General features: G+C 46.4%; 12 protein-coding genes and 1 tRNA gene. 8 read left to right on the top strand and 5 right to left on the bottom strand.

Annotated features, from left to right (window positions below; translation table 11 throughout):
• Positions 1-32 precede the first annotated feature (32 nt).
• Both BFC18_RS07100 and BFC18_RS07095 read left to right on the top strand, forming a co-directional pair.
• Positions 33-1,301 carry an ABC transporter substrate-binding protein gene (locus BFC18_RS07100; RefSeq protein ID WP_083272953.1) on the top strand — a complete coding sequence of 423 codons (1,269 nt, stop codon included), beginning with the start codon at positions 33-35 and terminating at the stop codon, positions 1,299-1,301.
• A gap of 16 nt (positions 1,302-1,317) precedes the next feature.
• On the top strand, positions 1,318-4,014 hold the full coding sequence (locus BFC18_RS07095) for an ATP-binding protein (protein WP_070124741.1): 2,697 nt from the start codon (positions 1,318-1,320) through the stop codon (positions 4,012-4,014).
• Positions 4,015-4,101: 87 nt separating this feature from the next.
• On the opposite strand, the gene BFC18_RS07090 is transcribed toward BFC18_RS07095, so the two are convergent.
• Genes BFC18_RS07090 through pepA form a run of 3 tightly spaced genes read right to left on the bottom strand, consistent with a single transcriptional unit; the run spans position 4,102 to position 8,828 of the window.
• Entirely contained in the window at positions 4,102-6,879 is a 2,778-nt protein-coding gene (locus tag BFC18_RS07090; protein WP_070124739.1) for a valine--tRNA ligase, read from the bottom strand.
• Positions 6,880-6,888: 9 nt separating this feature from the next.
• The gene (locus tag BFC18_RS07085; protein WP_070124738.1) at positions 6,889-7,317 is read right to left on the bottom strand and encodes a DNA polymerase III subunit chi; all 429 of its coding nucleotides are present in this window, start codon (positions 7,315-7,317) and stop codon (positions 6,889-6,891) included.
• Between the two features lie 5 nt (positions 7,318-7,322).
• Positions 7,323-8,828: a leucyl aminopeptidase gene (gene pepA, locus BFC18_RS07080; RefSeq protein WP_070124737.1), complete on the bottom strand. Its 1,506-nt coding sequence runs from the start codon at positions 8,826-8,828 to the stop codon at positions 7,323-7,325.
• 294 nt (positions 8,829-9,122) lie between these two features.
• Here pepA and lptF point away from each other — a divergent pair, with 294 nt between their 5' ends.
• Positions 9,123-10,226, top strand: a complete 1,104-nt coding sequence (gene lptF, locus BFC18_RS07075; RefSeq protein ID WP_070124735.1) for an LPS export ABC transporter permease LptF — start codon at positions 9,123-9,125, stop codon at positions 10,224-10,226.
• Entirely contained in the window at positions 10,227-11,288 is a 1,062-nt protein-coding gene (gene lptG, locus BFC18_RS07070; protein ID WP_070124734.1) for an LPS export ABC transporter permease LptG, read from the top strand.
• A gap of 27 nt (positions 11,289-11,315) precedes the next feature.
• On the opposite strand, the gene BFC18_RS07065 is transcribed toward lptG, so the two are convergent.
• The gene (locus BFC18_RS07065) at positions 11,316-11,759 is read right to left on the bottom strand and encodes an RDD family protein (protein ID WP_070125078.1); all 444 of its coding nucleotides are present in this window, start codon (positions 11,757-11,759) and stop codon (positions 11,316-11,318) included.
• A gap of 358 nt (positions 11,760-12,117) precedes the next feature.
• Between BFC18_RS07065 and BFC18_RS07060 the strand changes: the two genes are divergently transcribed.
• From BFC18_RS07060 to BFC18_RS07045, 4 genes are all read left to right on the top strand, one after another.
• Positions 12,118-14,103 carry a TonB-dependent receptor domain-containing protein gene (locus BFC18_RS07060; RefSeq protein WP_070124732.1) on the top strand — a complete coding sequence of 662 codons (1,986 nt, stop codon included), beginning with the start codon at positions 12,118-12,120 and terminating at the stop codon, positions 14,101-14,103.
• Positions 14,104-14,251: 148 nt separating this feature from the next.
• A tRNA-Leu gene (locus tag BFC18_RS07055) sits at positions 14,252-14,336 on the top strand.
• Between the two features lie 362 nt (positions 14,337-14,698).
• Entirely contained in the window at positions 14,699-16,333 is a 1,635-nt protein-coding gene (locus BFC18_RS07050; RefSeq protein ID WP_083272951.1) for a reverse transcriptase domain-containing protein, read from the top strand.
• Positions 16,334-16,459: 126 nt separating this feature from the next.
• On the top strand, positions 16,460-18,460 hold the full coding sequence (locus tag BFC18_RS07045; RefSeq protein ID WP_070124730.1) for a deaminase: 2,001 nt from the start codon (positions 16,460-16,462) through the stop codon (positions 18,458-18,460).
• Positions 18,461-18,744: 284 nt separating this feature from the next.
• On the opposite strand, the gene BFC18_RS07040 is transcribed toward BFC18_RS07045, so the two are convergent.
• Complete coding sequence (locus tag BFC18_RS07040) at positions 18,745-19,929, bottom strand: GAF domain-containing sensor histidine kinase (protein WP_070124728.1); 1,185 nt, start codon at positions 19,927-19,929, stop codon at positions 18,745-18,747.
• Between the last annotated feature and the right edge of the window lie 259 nt (positions 19,930-20,188).

The following is a 20,188-nucleotide window of genomic DNA, read 5'->3' as shown; positions in this document are numbered from 1 at the left end:
AATTAAATACTTCTGGAACAAATGTTGTCGCTATGGAAAATGCACAGAAAACACTGAATCGCAGACGGGTGCTCAAAGGGGCATTAGCCACCTGGCTTACTGCAGGTTCCACACCATTCGCTATTGGCCGGGAAAAGCCCGTTTTGCGCGTTCTGGGTACGCATGTCACCCTACAAGAAGCCATCCGACAACAAGCGGAGCAAGATTTAGGTATTCGTATTAAATTTGAGCCCGGCGGCAGTGCCATTGTGCTTCAGAAAGCATCGATGAACCCTTCTGGTTTCGACCTTTATGAACAATGGTCGAACAGTATTAATGTGCTGTGGCGGGCCAACGCTATTCAGGCCATCGATAAACGCAAACTGACTTACTGGGATGAAATCAATAACCTGACGAAAACCGGCAAGGTCACCGCAGATGCCAAGATAGGCGCCGGCGATGCGCCACACAAAATTATCAACGTGCAGGAAGACGGAACGCTTTCTGACAAACATACCAATAACATCAGCTTTTTACCCTACGTGCACAATGTGGATTCCTTCGGCTACCTTAGCGAGGAAGTTCCGGCAGATCTCGACGTGAATAACGAAAGCTGGGGATGGTTGCTCGATTCCAGATACAGTGGCAAGGTGGGCATTGTTAACGACCCGACCATTGGGCTGTTTGATCTGGCATTGGCGGCGCAAGCTAAGGGCTTTATGCGGTTTGAAAATATCGGTGCAATCACGCATGCTGAACTTGATAAGCTATTCGGCTTACTCATCGAGTTAAAACAGCTACAGCATTTCAGTGGTTTCTGGACATCGGTACCAGAGTCAGTGCACTTCATGCGTTCAAAGCGGGTGCTGATTGAAAGCATGTTTTCACCGGCAGTGTCTGATCTTAACGGTCAAAACATACCGGTTAAATTTGCGGCGCCCCGAGAGGGCTATCGTGGTTGGCACGGCGTGATGTGTTTGTCTTCTGCCACCCATGGTCGTGTTAAAGATGTGGCCTACGAATATATGAACTGGTGGCTTTCCGGTTGGCCAGGCGCGTTTATTGCCCGTCAGGGATATTATATTTCTAATCCGCAGCGCTCTAAACCACTACTCTCTCAATCTGAATGGGATTACTGGTATGAAGGAAAACCAGCTTCCGAAGCCTTAAGCGGGCCAGATGGCAAAGTGTCAGTTCAACCGGGGCAGCAACGTTCGGGCGGTAGTTACGAAGACAGGTTTAGTCATGTTGCTGTATGGAATACCGTTATGCCGACTTACGAATACAGTCTGCAAAAATGGTATGAATTCATTACTTCTTAGTGGTCGATAACACTTTATGTTTCATTCAATTCGCATTCAATTAATTGCCGTCCTGCTCCTCATGAGTGCGCTTGTTCTAGTGCAGGGCTTTTTAAGTCGTGCCAACGAGCAAACGTTAACCGAAGGCATGACGAATACGCGCCAGGCGGTTATTGATGTAGGCATAGTTGGCGAACTTGAAAGAGATGTCGTCGATTTACAGCGCAATGTACTCATCTTTAAAGAGATGACCAGCGCCTCTGCGGTAACGCGATTCGAGCGGTTAATGATTTCAATCACGGAAAAGTTGAATGTTCTGGAAAGCTCATCCATCGCAGCCACGTTTAATGACAACGGTGACGATATTTTGCAGCGCATGCGCGAGCACCTTGTCGCCTACAAAGAAAATTTTCACACCGTGGTTGATGACAGGCACCAACGGGATCAGTTAATCGAGTCTGGCTCACTTATCATTAGTAATGAAATCGATGCTCTGCTTCAAACGGCGGCAGAAAAACAACACCTGTCGACCGGTAAAATTAACCAACTGCGTATACAAATCATTGCGTTGGAAAATACCATTTTACGTTACCTGCTTGAGCCCAGCCTGGACACTATTCAGGATTTTCGGGATTCGCTGGTGTCTGTGTACGCGTCACTGGAAAACGAAAGTACCGAAAGCGCCGTTGCGATCAAAGCGCAAATTGAAGGGCTTGAAGAACGCTTCCTGCAACTCACTCAGATCACCCAGAATAATTTGTTTCTGGTGAATGTGGTGATGGCAGGTTCAGCCAACGAATTTCTCTATCTAAGTCGGGAGCTCGCCAGTCACGTAAGTGCGCAAACCAATATTATTAACCGGAATGCGCAAAATGCCGCAATAAGCGCCAGATTGAACGGCGAAATCTACCTGGTGATTGCCATCGTTTTAGCATTTGGTTTTGCGATATTCACCGTGAAACGGGTACTGACTCCCATCCGAAATATTACAGGTGTATTTAACGAGTTGGCTAACGGTAAAGAAATTGAAGCCTTACCGAACCTGGAGCGCCGGGATGAAATTGGCAAACTGACCCGGGCAGCCTCCGTGTTCAAAGACAAAAACGCGCAAACCCGTTCACTCCTTAAAAACGCGCAGGAACTCAACGTGCAACAGGAAGCGTTGAACAAAGAGCTTGCCGAATCGAAGCGTAAAGCAGAACGGGCCACGGCCTCGAAGAGTATCTTCCTGGCGAACATGAGCCATGAAATACGCACGCCGCTGAACGGTATTATTGGGTTGCTGGAACTGGCACACCAACAACCTATGTCAGCCATGCTCAAGGACTATCTTGATAAAGCCTCCTATTCCAGTCAGATCCTGGTAAGCGTGATCAACGATATTCTCGATTTCTCGAAAATTGAAGCAGGAAAACTGGAGCTGGAAAATGTCAGTTTCTCACTGCATTCAGTTCTCGATAATCTGCTGGCGGTGGTGAGTCTTCGCGCCCAGGAGAAGAACCTCAGCGTACGTCTGGAAGTAGACCCTTCCCTGCCCACCAGAATCGTAGGCGATCCGCTGAGGCTGTCTCAGATCTTAATGAATATCTGTACCAATGCAGTGAAATTCACCCAACAGGGTTCGGTTAACGTGTTCATTAAAGGCATGATAAATCAGTTGGGTGACAAAGTGGTATTGCGCATCAAAGTCACAGACACGGGCATAGGCATGTCGCAAGCCCAGGTAGACAGAATTTTTCAGCCGTTTACCCAGGCCGATGATTCGACAAACCGCAAATTCGGCGGTTCCGGGTTAGGACTCACCATCGTTAAACAGCTAACGGAATTGATGGCCGGCAAGCTGAAAGTATCATCAGAGCCTAACAAAGGGTCGACATTCGTTATTACCATTCCCATGTCTATCCAGAACCAACAACGAGGTATTCTGGCCGATGTGCCGGAATTGCCGTTAGGTAGCAGCTATTATTCCGATCGCCCCTTATTACCCAGGAGCTATTTCGAGCTGTTAAAACTGAGAACAGCCAAACAGCCGCTACGTGCACTCAAAAGTGACGTTGGTGTTCCAGCCTCGTTATTGGTTGAAATCGACAGCTACGCAGAGTTTAAATCGTTACTGCCGCAGCTTACGCTCTATGAGCGCCAGGGGATCCCTGTGGGGATCATCATGGAAACACAAACCGGGCAGTTGCAGGAGAAAATACAAAGTCAGTGGCAAGGCCCCATTCTTCTGCACCCCTTTACGCCAGGACAATTCATTGTTTTTATTTGTGCATTGGCAGGTGTAGAAAGCAAAGTGTACAGCAAGGACGTTTCGGAAGAATCGACCCTACTGGAAGGACACATCTTGCTGGTTGAAGACAATAACATTAACCAGGTTGTTACCGGTGAAATGCTGTCGTCGTTAGGCCTCACCTTTGACATTGCGGAAGATGGCTTGCAAGCCGTAACCAAAATCAGCAATGCGCCGGTATATGATCTTGTATTAATGGACGTGCAGATGCCGGTTATGGACGGTTATGAAGCAACCCGGAGAATACGGGAGAAAGGGTTGAATGAACTGCCCATTATCGGCTTGTCGGCGAATGCGATGAAAGAAGACCATTCTCAGGCGCTGGAAAACGGTATGACCGACTATTTAACCAAACCGCTTAAGCGAGGCAGGTTATCGGAAATGCTTAAACGTTACCTGCACACTGAGTCCACTGAACGAATGCTGCGTTCAAACCGCCGGTAATGTAAGCAGCCTATGCCTAGCTAGTGTAAAGGCATAAAAAAAGGAGCGTTGTGATACGCTCCTTTTTCATTTGTCGCCAGACTGAGATTACAGCGCGCTAATGGTTGCGTGTTGCTCTTTCAGTTTTGCCAATGCTGTTTCAGCTTCTTCCAGCTTGCTACGCTCTTTGGCGATAACCGCTTCAGGAGCACTGTTAACGAATTTCTCATTAGACAGTTTACCGTTGGCACGGGCCACATCCTGCTCGGCCTTACCCATTGCCTTGGCAATACGGGCAAGTTCGGCATCTTTATCAATCAAGCCTGCCATAGGGATAAGAATTTCCATCTCCCCCACTAACGCGGTAGCACTCGCTGGCGCCTGTTCACCGGCTTTCAGCGTGGTGATGGACTCCAGTTTCGCCAGCTTATCGATAAATGGAGCAGCTAAGTCCAGGCGTTCCTGATCTTGTTCACTCACATTACGCAGAATAGCGTTCAGCGGCTTGTTAGGAGAAATGTCCATCTCACCACGAATATTACGAATACCAATGATGAAACGCTTCAGCCACTCGATGTCGGCCAGTACCTTGTCGTTCTCACGCTCCGCTTTCACTTCAGGGAAAGACTGGATCATGATGCTGGTTTCACCTTCTTTCACACCGGCATCACTCAGCGGTGCAACACGCTGCCAGATGGTATCGGTGATGAACGGCATTAATGGGTGCAGCAGACGCAGTAACTGTTCAAGCACGTTGATTAGCGTATGACGTGTTCCGCGCTTTTCAGCATCAGTAGACGCATCGCTGTTCAACACCGGCTTGGTCAGCTCCAGATACCAATCACAGAACTGGTTCCAGGTGAACTCATACACGGTTTGCGCGGCAATATCGAAACGGTAATCAGCCAGCGCCGATTCAAACTCTTTCAGGGTTTTCTGGAACTGTGCCCAAATCCACTGATCCGCCAGACTCAGCACCAGTTCACCGCCATCGCGGCCCGTATCTTCGGTTTCGGTATTCATCAGCACAAAGCGTGATGCGTTCCAAATCTTGTTACAGAAGTTACGGTAACCTTCCACACGGCTCATATCGAAGTTGATATCGCGGCTGGTTGATGCCATGGCTGCGAAAGTAAATCGCAGGGCATCGGTACCATAAGCATTAATACCATCAGCAAACTGCTTGCGGGTATTCTTCTCAATCTTTTTAGCCAGTTGCGGCTGCATCATGCCTGATGTGCGCTTGCTAACCAAAGATTCCAGATCGATACCGTCAATCAGATCGATTGGGTCCAGTACGTTCCCCTTCGACTTCGACATCTTATCGCCGTTTTCATCACGGATAAGACCGGTGATGTAGATATCTTTGAACGGAATTTTGCCGGTGAATTTCTTCGTCATCATGATCATTCTGGCTACCCAGAAGAAAATAATATCGAAACCCGTTACCAGCACAGACGAAGGTACAAACGTATCCAGCTCTGGCGTTTCTTCCGGCCAGCCCATGGTCGCGAACGGCCACAGTGCAGAGGAGAACCAGGTATCCAGCACGTCGTTGTCTTGCTTCAGTTCAACGGCTTCTTCGAGCTTGTAACGACTGCGTACTTCCGCTTCGTCACGACCCACGAATACGTTACCTTCGTTGTCGTACCAGGCCGGAATACGATGTCCCCACCACAACTGACGAGAAATACACCAGTCTTGGATGTTGTTCATCCACTGGTAGTAGGTTTTATTCCAGTTCTCAGGAATAAAGCGGATTTCGCCACTTTCTACCGCTTCAACCGCAGGTTTAGCCAGCGATTCTACTGCCACATACCATTGATCGGTCAGGTACGGTTCGATAACCGCACCGGTGCGATCGCCACGTGGTACTTTCAGTTTATGATCAACCACTTTAACCAGCAGGCCTTCGGCGTCCAGATCAGCAACGATTTGCTTACGGGCATCGAAACGGTCCAGACCGCGATAGGCTTCTGGTGCTTCGTTGTTGATTTTCGCATCGTCGGTGAACAGGTTGATCATTGGCAGGCTGTGACGCTTACCCATGTCGTAGTCGTTAAAATCGTGCGCCGGGGTGATTTTCACACAGCCGGTACCAAATTCAGGATCGACATAATCATCAGCGATGATAGGGATAAGACGGCCAGTGATTGGCAAACGAATATCTTTGCCGATGAAGGCCTGATAACGCTCGTCGTCAGGATGAACGGCAACGGCAGTATCGCCCAGCATGGTTTCAGGACGGGTAGTCGCTACGACCAACTCGCCAGACCCATCCGCCAGCGGATAGCGCATATGCCACATGTGGCCGGCTTCTTCTTCGTTCAGTACTTCAAGGTCGGAAACCGCGGTGTGCAGCACCGGGTCCCAGTTAACCAAGCGCTTACCACGATAAATCAGGCCTTCGTCATGCAAGCGAACGAATACCTCTGTTACCGCTTTGGACAGATTGTCGTCCATGGTGAATACTTCGCGGTCCCAGTCGGTAGACGTGCCCAGACGGCGCATCTGACGGGTAATCGTGCCGCCAGACTCTTCTTTCCATTCCCAAATTTTGTCGATAAAGGCTTCACGGCCTAAATCGTGGCGTGTCTTGCCTTCTGCATTCAAACGACGCTCTACCACCATCTGCGTGGCGATACCGGCGTGGTCGGTGCCTACCTGCCATAAAGTGTTGTCACCTTTCATGCGATGATAACGGGTTAACGCATCCATGATAGTTTGCTGGAAGCCGTGGCCCATGTGCAGACTGCCGGTTACGTTTGGTGGTGGCAGTAAAATACAATAAGGGTCACCGTGTCCTGTTGGCTTGAAATAGCCTGCTGCTTCCCATTTTTCGTAGCATTGCTGCTCAATGGATTGCGGTTCGAAGGTTTTTTCCATTACTTACTCTCAACTGTCAGCAGATTTAAACTGTAATTGGCAGCCAGCCTGCTGATACTGTTTATAGCGAACCCGCGCCGCCTGTTTGGCGTCATCCGCCACCGGCACGAAGTCATAAATGGTTTGATAAGAACGGGGCGATGTTAACATCTCTCCGCTTAAGTTGACGATGAGGTTGCGACGGGAAAGTTGATTTTCCTGCCAGCAGATTTCCACCGGCGTACCGGCGCCCGGCCCTTCCCCACACAAATTGTGCGGTACGAAGCGGTCTGCAGGAAGTTGCCAAAGCAGCTCATCAACAGCTTCGGCAGACGATTTATTGGCACAATACACCACGCATTTCTGACGTTGTGCATAGGCGCTAGCAATGAGATCGCAGGCGCGGGATTCACCCGCGTCTTTGCCATCACTGAGTTGCCAGAAGGTTACCTGAGGCATTGCGCTCAGTCCTCTTGCTTAATGCCGGAGCGGTTCATCAGGAACTGAGACAGCATTGGTACCGGACGACCGGTTGCGCCTTTGTTCTTGCCACTGCGCCAGGCAGTACCGGCGATGTCCATGTGCGCCCAGTTGTATTTCTTGGTGAAACGCGACAGGAAACACGCTGCGGTGATAGAACCCGCTGCGCGACCACCTAAGTTGGTGAAATCTGCAAACGGGCTTTCCAGTTGGTCCTGATATTCGTCCCATACCGGCAAACGCCATGCGCGGTCGGAGCTTTGCTCACCGGCATTCATCAGTTCGTGGGCCAGCGGGTTGTGCGTGCTCATCAGGCCGGTAGCGTGGTTACCCAGCGCGACGATGACGGCACCGGTTAATGTTGCCACGTCGATAACCAGTTCAGGGTCAAAACGTTCAACGTAGGTTAACGCATCACACAGCACCAAACGGCCTTCGGCATCGGTATTTAACACTTCCACCGTTTGCCCCGACATGGTGGTAAGAATATCACCCGGACGATACGCTTTACCGTCAGGCATGTTTTCACAGCCAGCCAGTACACCAATGATATTAATTGGCAGGTTCAGTTCGGCCACGGTTTGCATAGTACCCAGTACGCCAGCAGCACCGCCCATGTCGTACTTCATTTCGTCCATGGCTTCGCCTGGCTTAATAGAAATACCGCCAGAGTCGAACGTCAGCCCTTTACCCACCAGCACGATTGGCGCCTGATCGTCAGGACCGCCTTTATGGCTGATGATACTCATCATAGATTCGTTATCGGAACCGCGGCCTACCGCCAGATAAGAATTCATACCCAGCTCTGCCATTGCCGCTTCGTTAACCACTTCGGCACTAATGCTGTCGTAGCTTTCAGCCAACGACTGTGCTTGTTCCCACAGGTAAGCAGGGTTACAGATGTTTGGCGGCATGTTAGCCACGTCTTTGGTCAGCGCGGCACCTTTAGAAATAGCCAAGCCGTGCTCGATAGCACGCTCACCCACGGTGAGTTCACGACGGGTAGGTACGTTAAGTACGATTTTACGCAACGGACGGCGAGGCTCGCCCTTTTTGGTTTTCAGTTGCAAGAAGGTATACAGGGAGTCTTGAGTGGCTTCTACTGCCTGGCGGACTTTCCAGTAAGTATCGCGGCCTTTCACGTGCAGTTCGGTAAGGAAACACACCGCTTCCATTGAACCCGTTTCGTTCAGGGTTTTGATGGTTTTAGCAATGATTTGCTTGTACTGGCGCTCGTCCAGTTCACGCTCCTTACCGCAGCCAACCAGTAGTACGCGCTCACTCAGTACGTTAGGTACATGATGCAGCAGCAACATCTGGCCCGCTTTTCCTTCCAGATCACCACGGCGCAGCAGGTTGCTGATGTAACCTTCACTGATTTCATCCAGCTGTTCCGCCACCGCAGTCAGGCGACGAGGTTCGAAGACGCCGACGACAATACATGCGCTGCGCTGTTTCTCCGGACTGCCACTCTTTACACTAAATTCCACGATAACACCTCGCTCTTTTTATCTTGTGATTTGCATGACGTTAATTTCGCATAACGTTTTGCGCTGCTTTATGTTTTAATACGCAGCCATATAGCGATAACACTGTTGAAGACGCTTTCTGTCGTTATAGTCGTACTGCTACAATGGTCTTTACACCGCATGTAACGTAGACGGTTTAAGCGTCGCATCATGCAATCGGGTTATTGATACACAGGCAAAACTTGTAAAAACAGTTAGTTTACTCAACATCGTGCGCTTTTTCACTATAATTCCAAATTTTCCAGAGGTGCCGGAATGCTGATATTCCGTTATCTGATAAAGGAAACGCTGAAATCTCAGATGGCTATCTTTTTTATTCTGATGGCCATTTTTGTGACTTTACGTTTCGTTCGTGTTCTTGGGGATGCGTCCGATGGCGACATCCCCGCCGGCCTTGTGCTCGGCTTCCTCGGGCTTTATGCCCCCATTCTTGCGTCTTTAGTGCTGCCTATCAGTGCGTATCTTGGCATTATGCTGGCCCATGGCCGACTGTACGTAGATTCAGAAATGACGGTTCTGCGCGCCTGCGGGGTGAGCGAGTGGTACATCACCCGGGTGATGCTTTTGCTATCTGTATTCATTATGGTGCTTTGCGGCGTTATTACCCTTTATTTGGCGCCGTCAGCTGCTGAAAGTGAGTATCAACTTCGCGAGAAAGCCAGAAGTGAAGCGGGTTTCTCAGCCATTATGCCGGGTCGATTCCAACAAACCGGTAACGGTAAAGCGGTTATCTTCGTGCAGGATATAGACTCGTCCAACGATACATTGAGAAAGGTTTTCCTGTCGCAAACCCAACAGGATGCAGAAGGTAACCAGGTACGTGTTGTGCAAGCGCAAACCGGTCAAATCCAGAATAATCCTGACGGCACTCGTAATCTGGTACTTCGAGAAGGTGTGCAATACGAAGGCACGCAAACTGAAAAACGTTATCGGAAAGTGGCGTTTGATGAATACCAAATTCAGATTGCTGATGAGTCAGAAAGCGAACCTCGTCGCAAGGTTAGCGTGTTGCCAACCATGGAATTGTTGAATGACGATTCTGTGGAAGCCCGCGCCGAATTACAGTGGCGACTGGCTATTCCTCTCTCTATTCCGTTTCTGGTGTTAATCGCAGTGCCGCTGAGCTCTGTCGACCCTCGTCAGGGGCGATTCGGCAAAATGTTCCCGGCTATATTGCTTTACCTTGGCTACTTCTTGCTGTTACTTGCCAGTCGCCGGGTACTCGAAGACGGTAAAATTCCCATGTGGCTTGGCCTTTGGTGGGTGCACGGCATCATGCTGGTGATTGGCATGACGCTGATTATCAAAGACAGGCGCACGGGTGCGGCAATACGCGCCCGACTGTTGGGGAGAAAATAGATGTTTAAAATCCTCGATATGTATATCGCCCGTACGTTGTTGGGCACCATTACTGTCACCCTTTCTGTGCTGGTTGGACTGTCTGCGCTGATTAAGTTCGTTGAACAGTTACGCAAGTTGGGTGAAGGTAATTATGATATCGCCGTGGCCAGTTTGTATGTGTTGCTCAGTTTGCCAAGGGATCTGGAGCAATTCTTCCCCATGGCGACTTTGTTAGGTGGCTTGATTGGGATGGGCCTGCTCGCCAGCAACAGTGAATTAGTGGTCATGCAGGCCGCCGGCATGAGCCGCTGGAACATCATTAATTCCGCCATGAAGTCTGCCATCGTGATGATTCTGTTTGTGATGGCAGTAGGCGAATGGGTTACCCCTTACAGCGAATCTAAAGCCAAAGAGATCCGTACCGAAGCCATATCAGGAGGGAGTCTGTTTTCATCAGATGAACTGACCTGGGCGAAAGATGGCAAGCACTTCGTGAGTATCGGTCAGGTTGTGACCCGGGAAACGCTCCGGGATATCACCATTTATGATTTTAATGAAGATTTGTCGCTGAACACCCTCACCTATGCAGAAGAAGGTAACTACGATGGGAATAATTGGTGGTTAAGCAAGATCTCGGTGACATCCTTCACCGACAGCGCCATTGATATTACCGACAGCGACAAACAGCGTTGGAACTCTTCTCTGACACCCGACAAACTGGGCATTGTTGCGATTAAACCTGAGGCGCTATCAATTCAGGGGCTTCATGACTATGTGCAGTACCGTAAAGGCAATGGACAAGACAGCAGCCGTTATGAGCTGGCGTTCTGGCGCAAGCTGCTGCAACCCGTATCTATTGCAGTAATGCTGTTAATGGCACTGTCGTTTATTTTTGGCCCGTTACGAAGTGTGACCATGGGCGCCAGGGTGATCATGGGCGTGCTCACAGGCTTTGGTTTTTTCATTACTAACGAAGTATTCGGGCCATTAAGTCTGGTGTATTCACTGCCGCCGTTTGTAGGCGCTATTCTGCCTAGCCTGCTGTTTGCCGGTGTGGCTGCGCTGCTGCTTCAGCGATAGATAACCTGATGTGAGAGAGCTGGTTTATTACCAGCTCTTATGGTCATTGGCTTCTTTGGAAAGATGTACCACTTCCGTTTTAGCAATTCTGTCCTGCAATGACTGTTTGTTTTTAAAATCGAACAGAACCAGCAAGGTACCTAGCCCGCCTAACGACGTGATCAAACGCACAATAAGGCGACTCCAGGTCATCGGTTCATCCACCGTACTATAAATACGTAACCGCCAGGCTCGCATGCCGATGGTTTGCCCGCCCTTTTTCCAAAACCATAAAAAGAAGCCGATTATCCAGCCTCCTACCCAAACCTGAATGATTGACTTATAGAGCATGGATGCCTGTATAAGATCCGCAGGCTCAGCGTAACCTTGTAAATCCATCACACCATTTTTAAGCAAGACAACAAAGGTAACAATGATCACCATGGCCGCACACATGCCAACGGCAATGGCCACTAGCGTGTCGTAAACCATTGCAACCAGTCGCCTGAAGAACCCTGCGCGCTTAGGCGAATTATCCAATTTCTGCTCTGCCGATGTTGCCGCATTGGCAGGTGATGAGCCGGAAGCGGATTGCTTGGGCTTTTGCGATTTATTCTTTTTTCCCACTTCAGTCCTTTATCGATAGCCGCAGAATTCGCAATAAGTGTACAAAATTCAGCAGCCAAATGCGCTCATCATTTTTATGATCGAGATCAATAAAAATGATGAAAACTTAAGGTTGATCGCAATTAATAATGATTATCATTTGCACAATAATTTAAATAACACTAGAATGCCGCCCTCAAAAAATTACAAACATTTTTCATTTTAAGTTAAAGGACTCATTTCAGTGAAAAAGCACACACTAGCATTCGCAGTACTCTCTGCCCTTTCCGCACACGCATCAGCCAATACAGCAGCCGAGCCCGAACATGTTGAGATTTGGGGTACCACGGTAAAAAGTTCTTCTGTTTTTATTGGTGAGCAGGCTATCGAGTCTAAACAAGCAGATCACTTGAGCGATCTGCTCCGCGATATTCCCGGTGTAGACGTGGGCGGAACCCACTCCCTGAATCAGCGTATCAACGTGCGCGGCTTAGATGACACCGATCTAGAAGTGCTGATTGATGGTGCTTCACAGACTAACTACATGTTCCACCACATGGGTAACCTGAACATTAACCCTGATATTCTTGAGTCTGTAGACATTCAGGTAGGTTCAAACTCTGTTGTTCACTCTGGCTTGGGCGGTGCACTGGAATTTCGCACCAAGTCTGCCAGCGATTTGCTCACTGACAATGAACAATTTGGTGGCAGCGTACTTGCCGGATATAACACCAATGACAGTCAGTACCTGTCGCTTACCGGCTTTGGCCAACTCACCGACAACCTCGATATTTTGGTTTATGGCACCAGCATGAACCGAAATAATTTCGACGACGGCGACGGCGTGGAAGTACTAGGTAGCGACGGTAAAATTGAAAACGCCATGGCCAAGCTTGGCTGGAATATCGACCAAACTTCTCGTGTCGCCATTAAGTACGATGCTTACCGTAACCGCGGCTGGTATTCTGCCCGCCCAGATATGGGCGTACGCACCAATGCCGCTATTGGCGGCGGTGAAGTGCCATTGTTCGACACACATTACGACCGCGACACGCTTAGCGGTCATTACGAGTTGAACCTGGGCACCATGCTAAATTTACGCGCCGATTTGTATCAGAATGAACAGGAATTATGGCGCAATTACAATGGCGCCACCACGGAGGGAACCTCTAAAAACACTGGCTTAACATTGATTGCCAACTCGTTGCTTAACACTGCAGATATACGCCATCAGTTCACCTACGGCGTGAAGTGGATTAAAGCCGATAATCAAAGTGAAAGTGTAACAGATGGCGTAACCACGCTGGGCCGCGAGCAAGCTGACGATACCGGTATTTTTGTGGAAGACGCTATCGATTTTGGTAACGGCTTAGTGGTAACGCCAGGTGTTCGTTACAATCATTACGATAAATCTTCTATGGCTACCGAGGGCGTAGATAGCTGGAGCGATTGGCAAACCGCATTGGCCGCAGAATATGCCATTACCCGCGAAATCGTTGTGCATGCAAGTACCACCGATCTGTTTAAAGGCCCTCAGCCAGGCGAGATTTTCGTGAACGACCAGGCTGGAAAAGTACGTAACCCAGATCTGGAACCAGAAACCGGCACGAACCGAGAAATCGGTATCCGCTATAACAGCGCGGATGTACTAGGCGCCGACGAATTCCGTGTTGGTTTCACCGCATTTAAAACCGAAATCGACTCCTACATTGAAGAGGTGGATTACCCTGAAGACGACTGTACCGGACGTGGCTGCCTGACCTGGGATCGCAATATCGGCTCAGTAGATATCGACGGTTTCGAAGCCAGTGTTTTCTACTCATTGGATGTGTTCAATGCGTTAGTAACCTACGCAAAATCTGATTCAGAAGTGAAAGACAGCACAGCCGTCACCCAACCGCTCGACCGCGAAGTCGGTGACAGTATGGGCCTTACGCTTAACTACTACCTGACGGATTACGACGTTGATTTACGCTGGCACACCCAGAAAACGTTCTCAGAAGGCGCTAAAGCGGGTTTTGCGGTACACAACGTGACTGCCATTTGGCACCCTGAATACTTCCAGGATAATCTCAACGTGACGCTGGGCATTGAGAACCTGCTCGACAAGTTATACGTTTCTCACGCATCCAGAACCGGCACGACCACCCACCCGGTGTTTGGGGCACTGGAACTGAGCGACTACGAACCTGGACGCAACATTAAATTGTCGGTGGCGTATAAGTTTTAAAGGCAATGAATCGGTGGCGATAAATAATGTGTGGCGTCAGTCGCACATTATTTATCCATATAGCTTGCATAAGTCAGATATTCCGGAAAAAGTGCTTGTCACCCAACCGCGTATCGCTATAATGCACCACACATCGACTCAGTCGAATGCCAGTGTGATGGAATTGGTAGACATGACGGATTCAAAATCCGTTGCCTTCGGGCGTGGCGGTTCGAGTCCGCCCACTGGTACCATTCTCTTCCTTATCGGGAAGAAACAATAAACCGACGTTATGTCGGTTTTTTTGTGTCTGGAATATGCTCTCATTGGGTTCAGAAACTCACGTTAATACACATTAACGTGACCTAAAAAGCATTTAAATATTGAATCCTGAAAATCCGATAATCAACTCGTACGGTCTTCAAAGAAGAATTGAATTGAAGTATAGTCAGGAGATTGGGTGCCCATGATTTACCTTTCTTATGCTATCTGCGTAAGTATTAAAACAACGGCATTTTTGCCGCTCATCGATTACTCTTAAAGGCCATTCGCCCGGCAGAGGTAAAGATAAAATCGGGCACCCAATCTTATTCGATCGATATCAAAGGAATGAATATTGTTTGGCACTACCCCCAAAGACCTAAAAAGTTGCAATACAGTTGAAGGGCTTGCTCATCTGTTAGGAACCGATTACAACTCACTTGGTAAGCTTCTTTACGGAAAAAAAACTCTTTATCGCGCCTTTGATATAGTTAAAAAAAGCGGTGGAGTGAGAGAAATAACAACACCTATTCCTTCTCTTAAAGTGCTTCAGAGAAAGTTAAAAGACCTTATTGAACCATTCACATCTCACCGAGAAGCTGCACACGGGTTCATCAGGAAAAGAGGTGTACTTACTAATGCCACCAGGCATGTAGGTAAGAAGCATGTATTGAATACCGACTTGGAGGATTTTTTTGGAACAATTAATTTTGGTCGAGTAAAGAGGCTTTTTGAAAGTTCACCATTCGAGTTGTCGTCACAGGTCGCAACAGTACTAGCTCAAATAGTTTGCTACAAAAACCGACTTCCACAAGGCGCACCTACATCTCCTATTATCTCAAATATGATTGCTTTTAAACTCGATGGGAACCTAACCTCGTTGGCTCGAAAAGCAAAATCAACATATACAAGATATGCAGATGATTTGACCTTTTCGTGTCACTCCTCAATGCTTCTTGAGAAGAACGGCATTATCAAGTTTGACAAAGACAACAAGGCGATTGCAGGAAAAGAACTTGTTGCCATAATAAAGTCTAATGGTTTTGAAATAAATCACCAGAAGACGAGATTGCAAAGTCGAGGCAGTCACCAAGGGGTTACTGGTATTACGGTTAACGAAAAACCGAACGTATCGCGAACATTTATAAGAAAAACGTCCTCCATATTATATGCCATAAACAGGTGGGGAGCCGAGCAGGCTGAAGAGGAGCACTTCGCTAAATATCGTCGAGGCTACTCTCCTCCAAGGGCCCAGTTGCGCCGTAAAAAGAAGCCTGGAGACTTAATCTTAAAAATGGTCAAAGGACAGGTCAATTATAACCGCATGATACGAGGAGAGTCTTGCCCAGTTTACAGAAAACTTGCTTATCAGCTAACAATAGCTTTAGGGTGCCCTAATGAAGATTTGAACAAAGATTGGAGAAGTTGGATCGCAGAATCTACATTTATAGTCGATAATGTCGAAGATATATGCCAAGGTTCATGCGTTTTAATTAAAGATATTGGCTTTGTCTCTAACCAGCACGTACTCAACTCAATAACTAAGAGTAATTTCACTGCTAATGTAACCATATGCGATCCGTACGATTATTCTCGTAAGTATCCACTAATATCTTTACTTAAAATGTCCATAGAAAAAGATATTGCTTTAATTGATGCGGGAGTGCACGCATTGTCACTTCGTGGACTTGAAGTTGCTGAATCACCGAACTACAAGATAGGAACAAAGGTAATCGCCATAGGATTTCCAAACCATACTGAAGGCACACCACCAACTATTCTAGATTGCAAAATTATAGGTAGAACAAAGTGGCACCACGAGCCCAGAATAAAAGTAGACTCAAACATTCATCATGGGTTTAGCGGTGGTGCTGTTGTAGATTTAGACGGTAAGGTGATTGGTATTGTGGCAAATGGCACGGCTGTAGGGGCTCCGAAAGCAGCTGACAACCTTTTTATCCCAATCGAAACTGTAGCTCAGTATGCTTAAATTTGTGAATATGAATTTATTTAGGCAAACCAACATTTTAAATATTTCTAATTTTTTAAAATTAACGATATAAACATTTAAAGTAAACCTGTAAATTTTTACGAGATTTTTAAAGGGATTTTAATTATGTCAACATACTCCGAATTAATTATTGGAATAACAGCTCCCGTTGGGGTTAATTGTTCTGAAACGATAGAAATTTTAGAAAGAGAAATATCATACCACAAATGGCTCCCGCATCTTATAAATACATCATCGATAATTTTAAACGAAGATAGATTTTCAAACAATAAAGAGCAGGAGAAGGGATTAACATCATTTCGAATTTTGGAAAAACAGAGAAAGTATACAAACGAGTTAGATAATGAAATAAAACTAAATTCTTTAAATGCCGCCATAGTAATAAGCCATATTATTAAAAATAGAAAATCACAAATAGAGCGGTGTGAAGAAGAAAATAGGCATGGTGTAGTTTACATAGTTAACGCTCTTCAAGATGATAAAGATTCTGAGCAACTAAGAGAATTTTATGGACAAGCATTCTATCAAATAGGTATAACTGATACCGAAGAAAATAGAAGAAAAAATATTGATTCTATTCTTAGGGCTGAAGACTACAACAGCAAAAAAGAAAAAAATTTCGCAAACGACGCAGCTCAAAAAATAAACAAAAGTGAGATAGAAAAAGTTTTTGTTAATTCGGATTTTTTCATAAAATCTTCAGAAAATAAAAAGAACACAATTGAAAGAATGGTAGACTTAATATTTGGCGCTCCAAATATAACTCCCACACACTCTGAATACTCAATGTTCATGGCTTTTATGGCTTCTGTAAATTCGGCTGATTTATCACGTCAAGTTGGCGCCGTCATTTCTTCTAAACATCTCGATATCATTGCTACTGGTTCAAATGACGTACAAAAATCAGGTGGTGGGAAATATTGGCCAGATAGTATTTACAAACCTTTAACCGAAGATAGTTTTGGAACTTTTGAAGATAAAAGAGACGCGACAATAGGTTACGATGCTAATGCTGCAGAGATATCTTACCTTGCCGATGAAATAGCTCTTAATTTAATTAATTCTCCGCTAGATATTAGTAATATTAACAAGGATGAACTAGCAAGTGTCCTGAGAAATCAAACAAACTTGAAAGATATCACTGAATTTGGACGCGTTGTTCACGCAGAACTTTCAGCCATTATGAGTGCATCAAGAAATAGCTTGAGTGTTGTTGGTGCTCACCTCTTCTGTACCACTTTTCCTTGTCATAATTGTGCAAAACATATTATTGCTAGTGGAATAAAAAAAGTAACTTTCATTGAACCGTATCCAAAAAGTAAAGCATTAAAGTTACATACCGATGCAATATCGATTGATGAGGAGAACGATAAAAAAGTTGTATTTACGGCGTTTACTGGAGTAGGTCCTAAGCGGTTTTTAGACTTGTTCTCAACTATGGCTTTAGGTGCTTCAAGCAGAGTTATAAGGAAAAATAAAGACGGCAAAGCATTGCCAACTCAAAAAGGCACATACTGTAAACCGAAAATTCCGGTTTCGCTCGATATTCAAGAGTTTAATGAAAAAAGATTAGACATACAGAGAGCTGTAAGTTTGGCAGAGGATATAATTAACAGGCCCGAAGAATTATTCGAAAAAATCTACACCTCCTACATAAAGGTATTTAGTGGTTCAAGCGGAGTCAATGTAATTGAAAGAGTAAAAGATTTATCTAACAGCTATCCTCTCGACTACATGTTCAACCTTTCTATCGTAAAAGAAGAATACAGAGAGTCGCTATATAAAGGTTTATTTGTCACGTTTAAATTGGCGGTCGGTGATACGCGCATTCTTTTAGCCAACTCAATCGAACCTTTGCCCGTTGAAGAAAACTGTAGCGAGACAGTTATAGGGAAATTTATTGGCACAGCTTATAAAAGCAACAGAAGCAGTGATTGGTATATTAATCGTGTATCAAGTAGACATAAGTCAGATTATCTAATCAAAGATACTGAAATTATTCAAAAACTAAATATCGATGATATTGCCGAGATCGAAGTAATATTCGTCTTAACAGTAAGTACAAACGGATATTATGAAGCCAAGAATGTCCAATGGCAAAAATAAAACAACGTAAATAAAACATGCAAAGATTTTGCAAAGCGCTACAAACCTACATTAATTAATTGATTTTTAAATCAATTTTTATACACTTTACTTTCAAAATCCGTTGCCTTCGGGCGTGGCGGTTCGAGTCCGCCCACTGGTACCATTCTCTTCCTTTGAGGAAGAAACAATAAACCGACCTTTGAGTCGGTTTTTTTGTGTCTACAACTGGATAACCATCCGTATGGCGCTAACAGACGCGTTCAGCTTACAGTTTCCAGCATATGGGAATAGCTTATCTTATTTTAGCTCGCTGGCCTTACTGGCATGGTTAATGTGAAACAGGTAACACCTTCCGTCGATTTAACACTGAGATCAGCGTCGTGTGCCTTACTGATTTCAGAGGCAATGAACAGTCCCAGACCTAACCCCTCGCCGGTTTTTTCCTGATCTAAACGCCAGAATGGTTCAAACAGATTTGCCAGCGCGTCTTTTGTGATGGTAGGGCCATGGTTAGTCACTTCAATCCTTAGGATGGCATCCTCCACACTGGCTTCTGTTTTCACCGGCTGGCTCAGATCCCCGTGAATAAGTGCGTTTATCAGTAGATTGGAAAACAGCTGACTAAGACGTTCGTCGTCACAGTACACCTTTTCGCGGATGTCTATTTCGCTGTCTATTTCGGCTTTCGGATAACCATTTTGAAGCTCAGATATAATATGGACCAGCCTGCTGCCTAAGTTGTCAGATTCTGATAAAGATATCTTAACGCCCTGCCCTACCCTGGTGTGGGCAAAATCCATAACATCACTGATAAGTCTGCTGATACGTAGCGTGCTCGCCCGCATAATCTTCAGAATTTTAGCTACCTGAGGTTCATCGACATGATGTTCAATGACATCAAGCCCCATAGAAATCGAAGATAAAGGAGTACGTATATCGTGACCGAGAATTGCAATATTCTGCTCTCGCAGAGTAACAGCTTCACGCTGGCCGCGCAGTTCTCTTTCAGTTGCCACCTGGGTTGCCGCATCAGCAATTTGACGACTCAGCAGCGATGCAAATGAGCTAATCATGCTGTTAAGTTTGTCCGTTTTAAGTGTCAGCGGCTTCTTGTCCAGCCCACATAAAGTACCAAAGAAAGTACCATCGGCGTTGTAAAGGGGATACGAAAAGTAACTCTGAAAACCATATTGCTTAGGAACGGAGTGATCACGATAAATTGGATCACTGGTCGCGTGCTCGATAACAACCTTCTGGTGCTTTGCACGCACGCGCTCACAAAGCGTCTCCGTGATCTCCAGGTGGTCGCCGATTTCAATGTTGAAATCTATCAGGTCGTAGACGGCGCAAGCTGTCCAGCTGTTTTCTGTCACATGCGCGACACACACAAAGCCGACTTCTGTGCTCTCCGCCACAAGCTTGAGTATGTGGGGAACAGAATCAATAGCCCGTACCGCGGCTATCGCTGATGCAGAAGATTGCAACATAGTAAAATTATCTCGATTTATATTAGAATTCACTGGATATTTAAATGATGGAAATAATCTTCAGAGTTGCTCGTCAGCAAAAAGCTACTCCGGATTAAGCAGAATAAACTATTTTCCTGTGAGCGGAAATACATCGCGGAAATGTGAAAGCCATTTTGTCATTGCCTGGACGGGATAGAATAAGCCTCTTTGTCTCGGGAAACTGCGAATAAGTCCCGCAGTTTAACGCTGAGTTAAGCCGCAGCATCAGCTGCCTAAT

The organism is Alteromonas confluentis (genome assembly GCF_001757105.1).
Lineage (GTDB): Bacteria > Pseudomonadota > Gammaproteobacteria > Enterobacterales > Alteromonadaceae > Alteromonas > Alteromonas confluentis.
The sequence above is the reverse complement of the archived record's forward strand: the minus strand, read 5'-3'. Positions and strand labels throughout refer to the sequence as shown.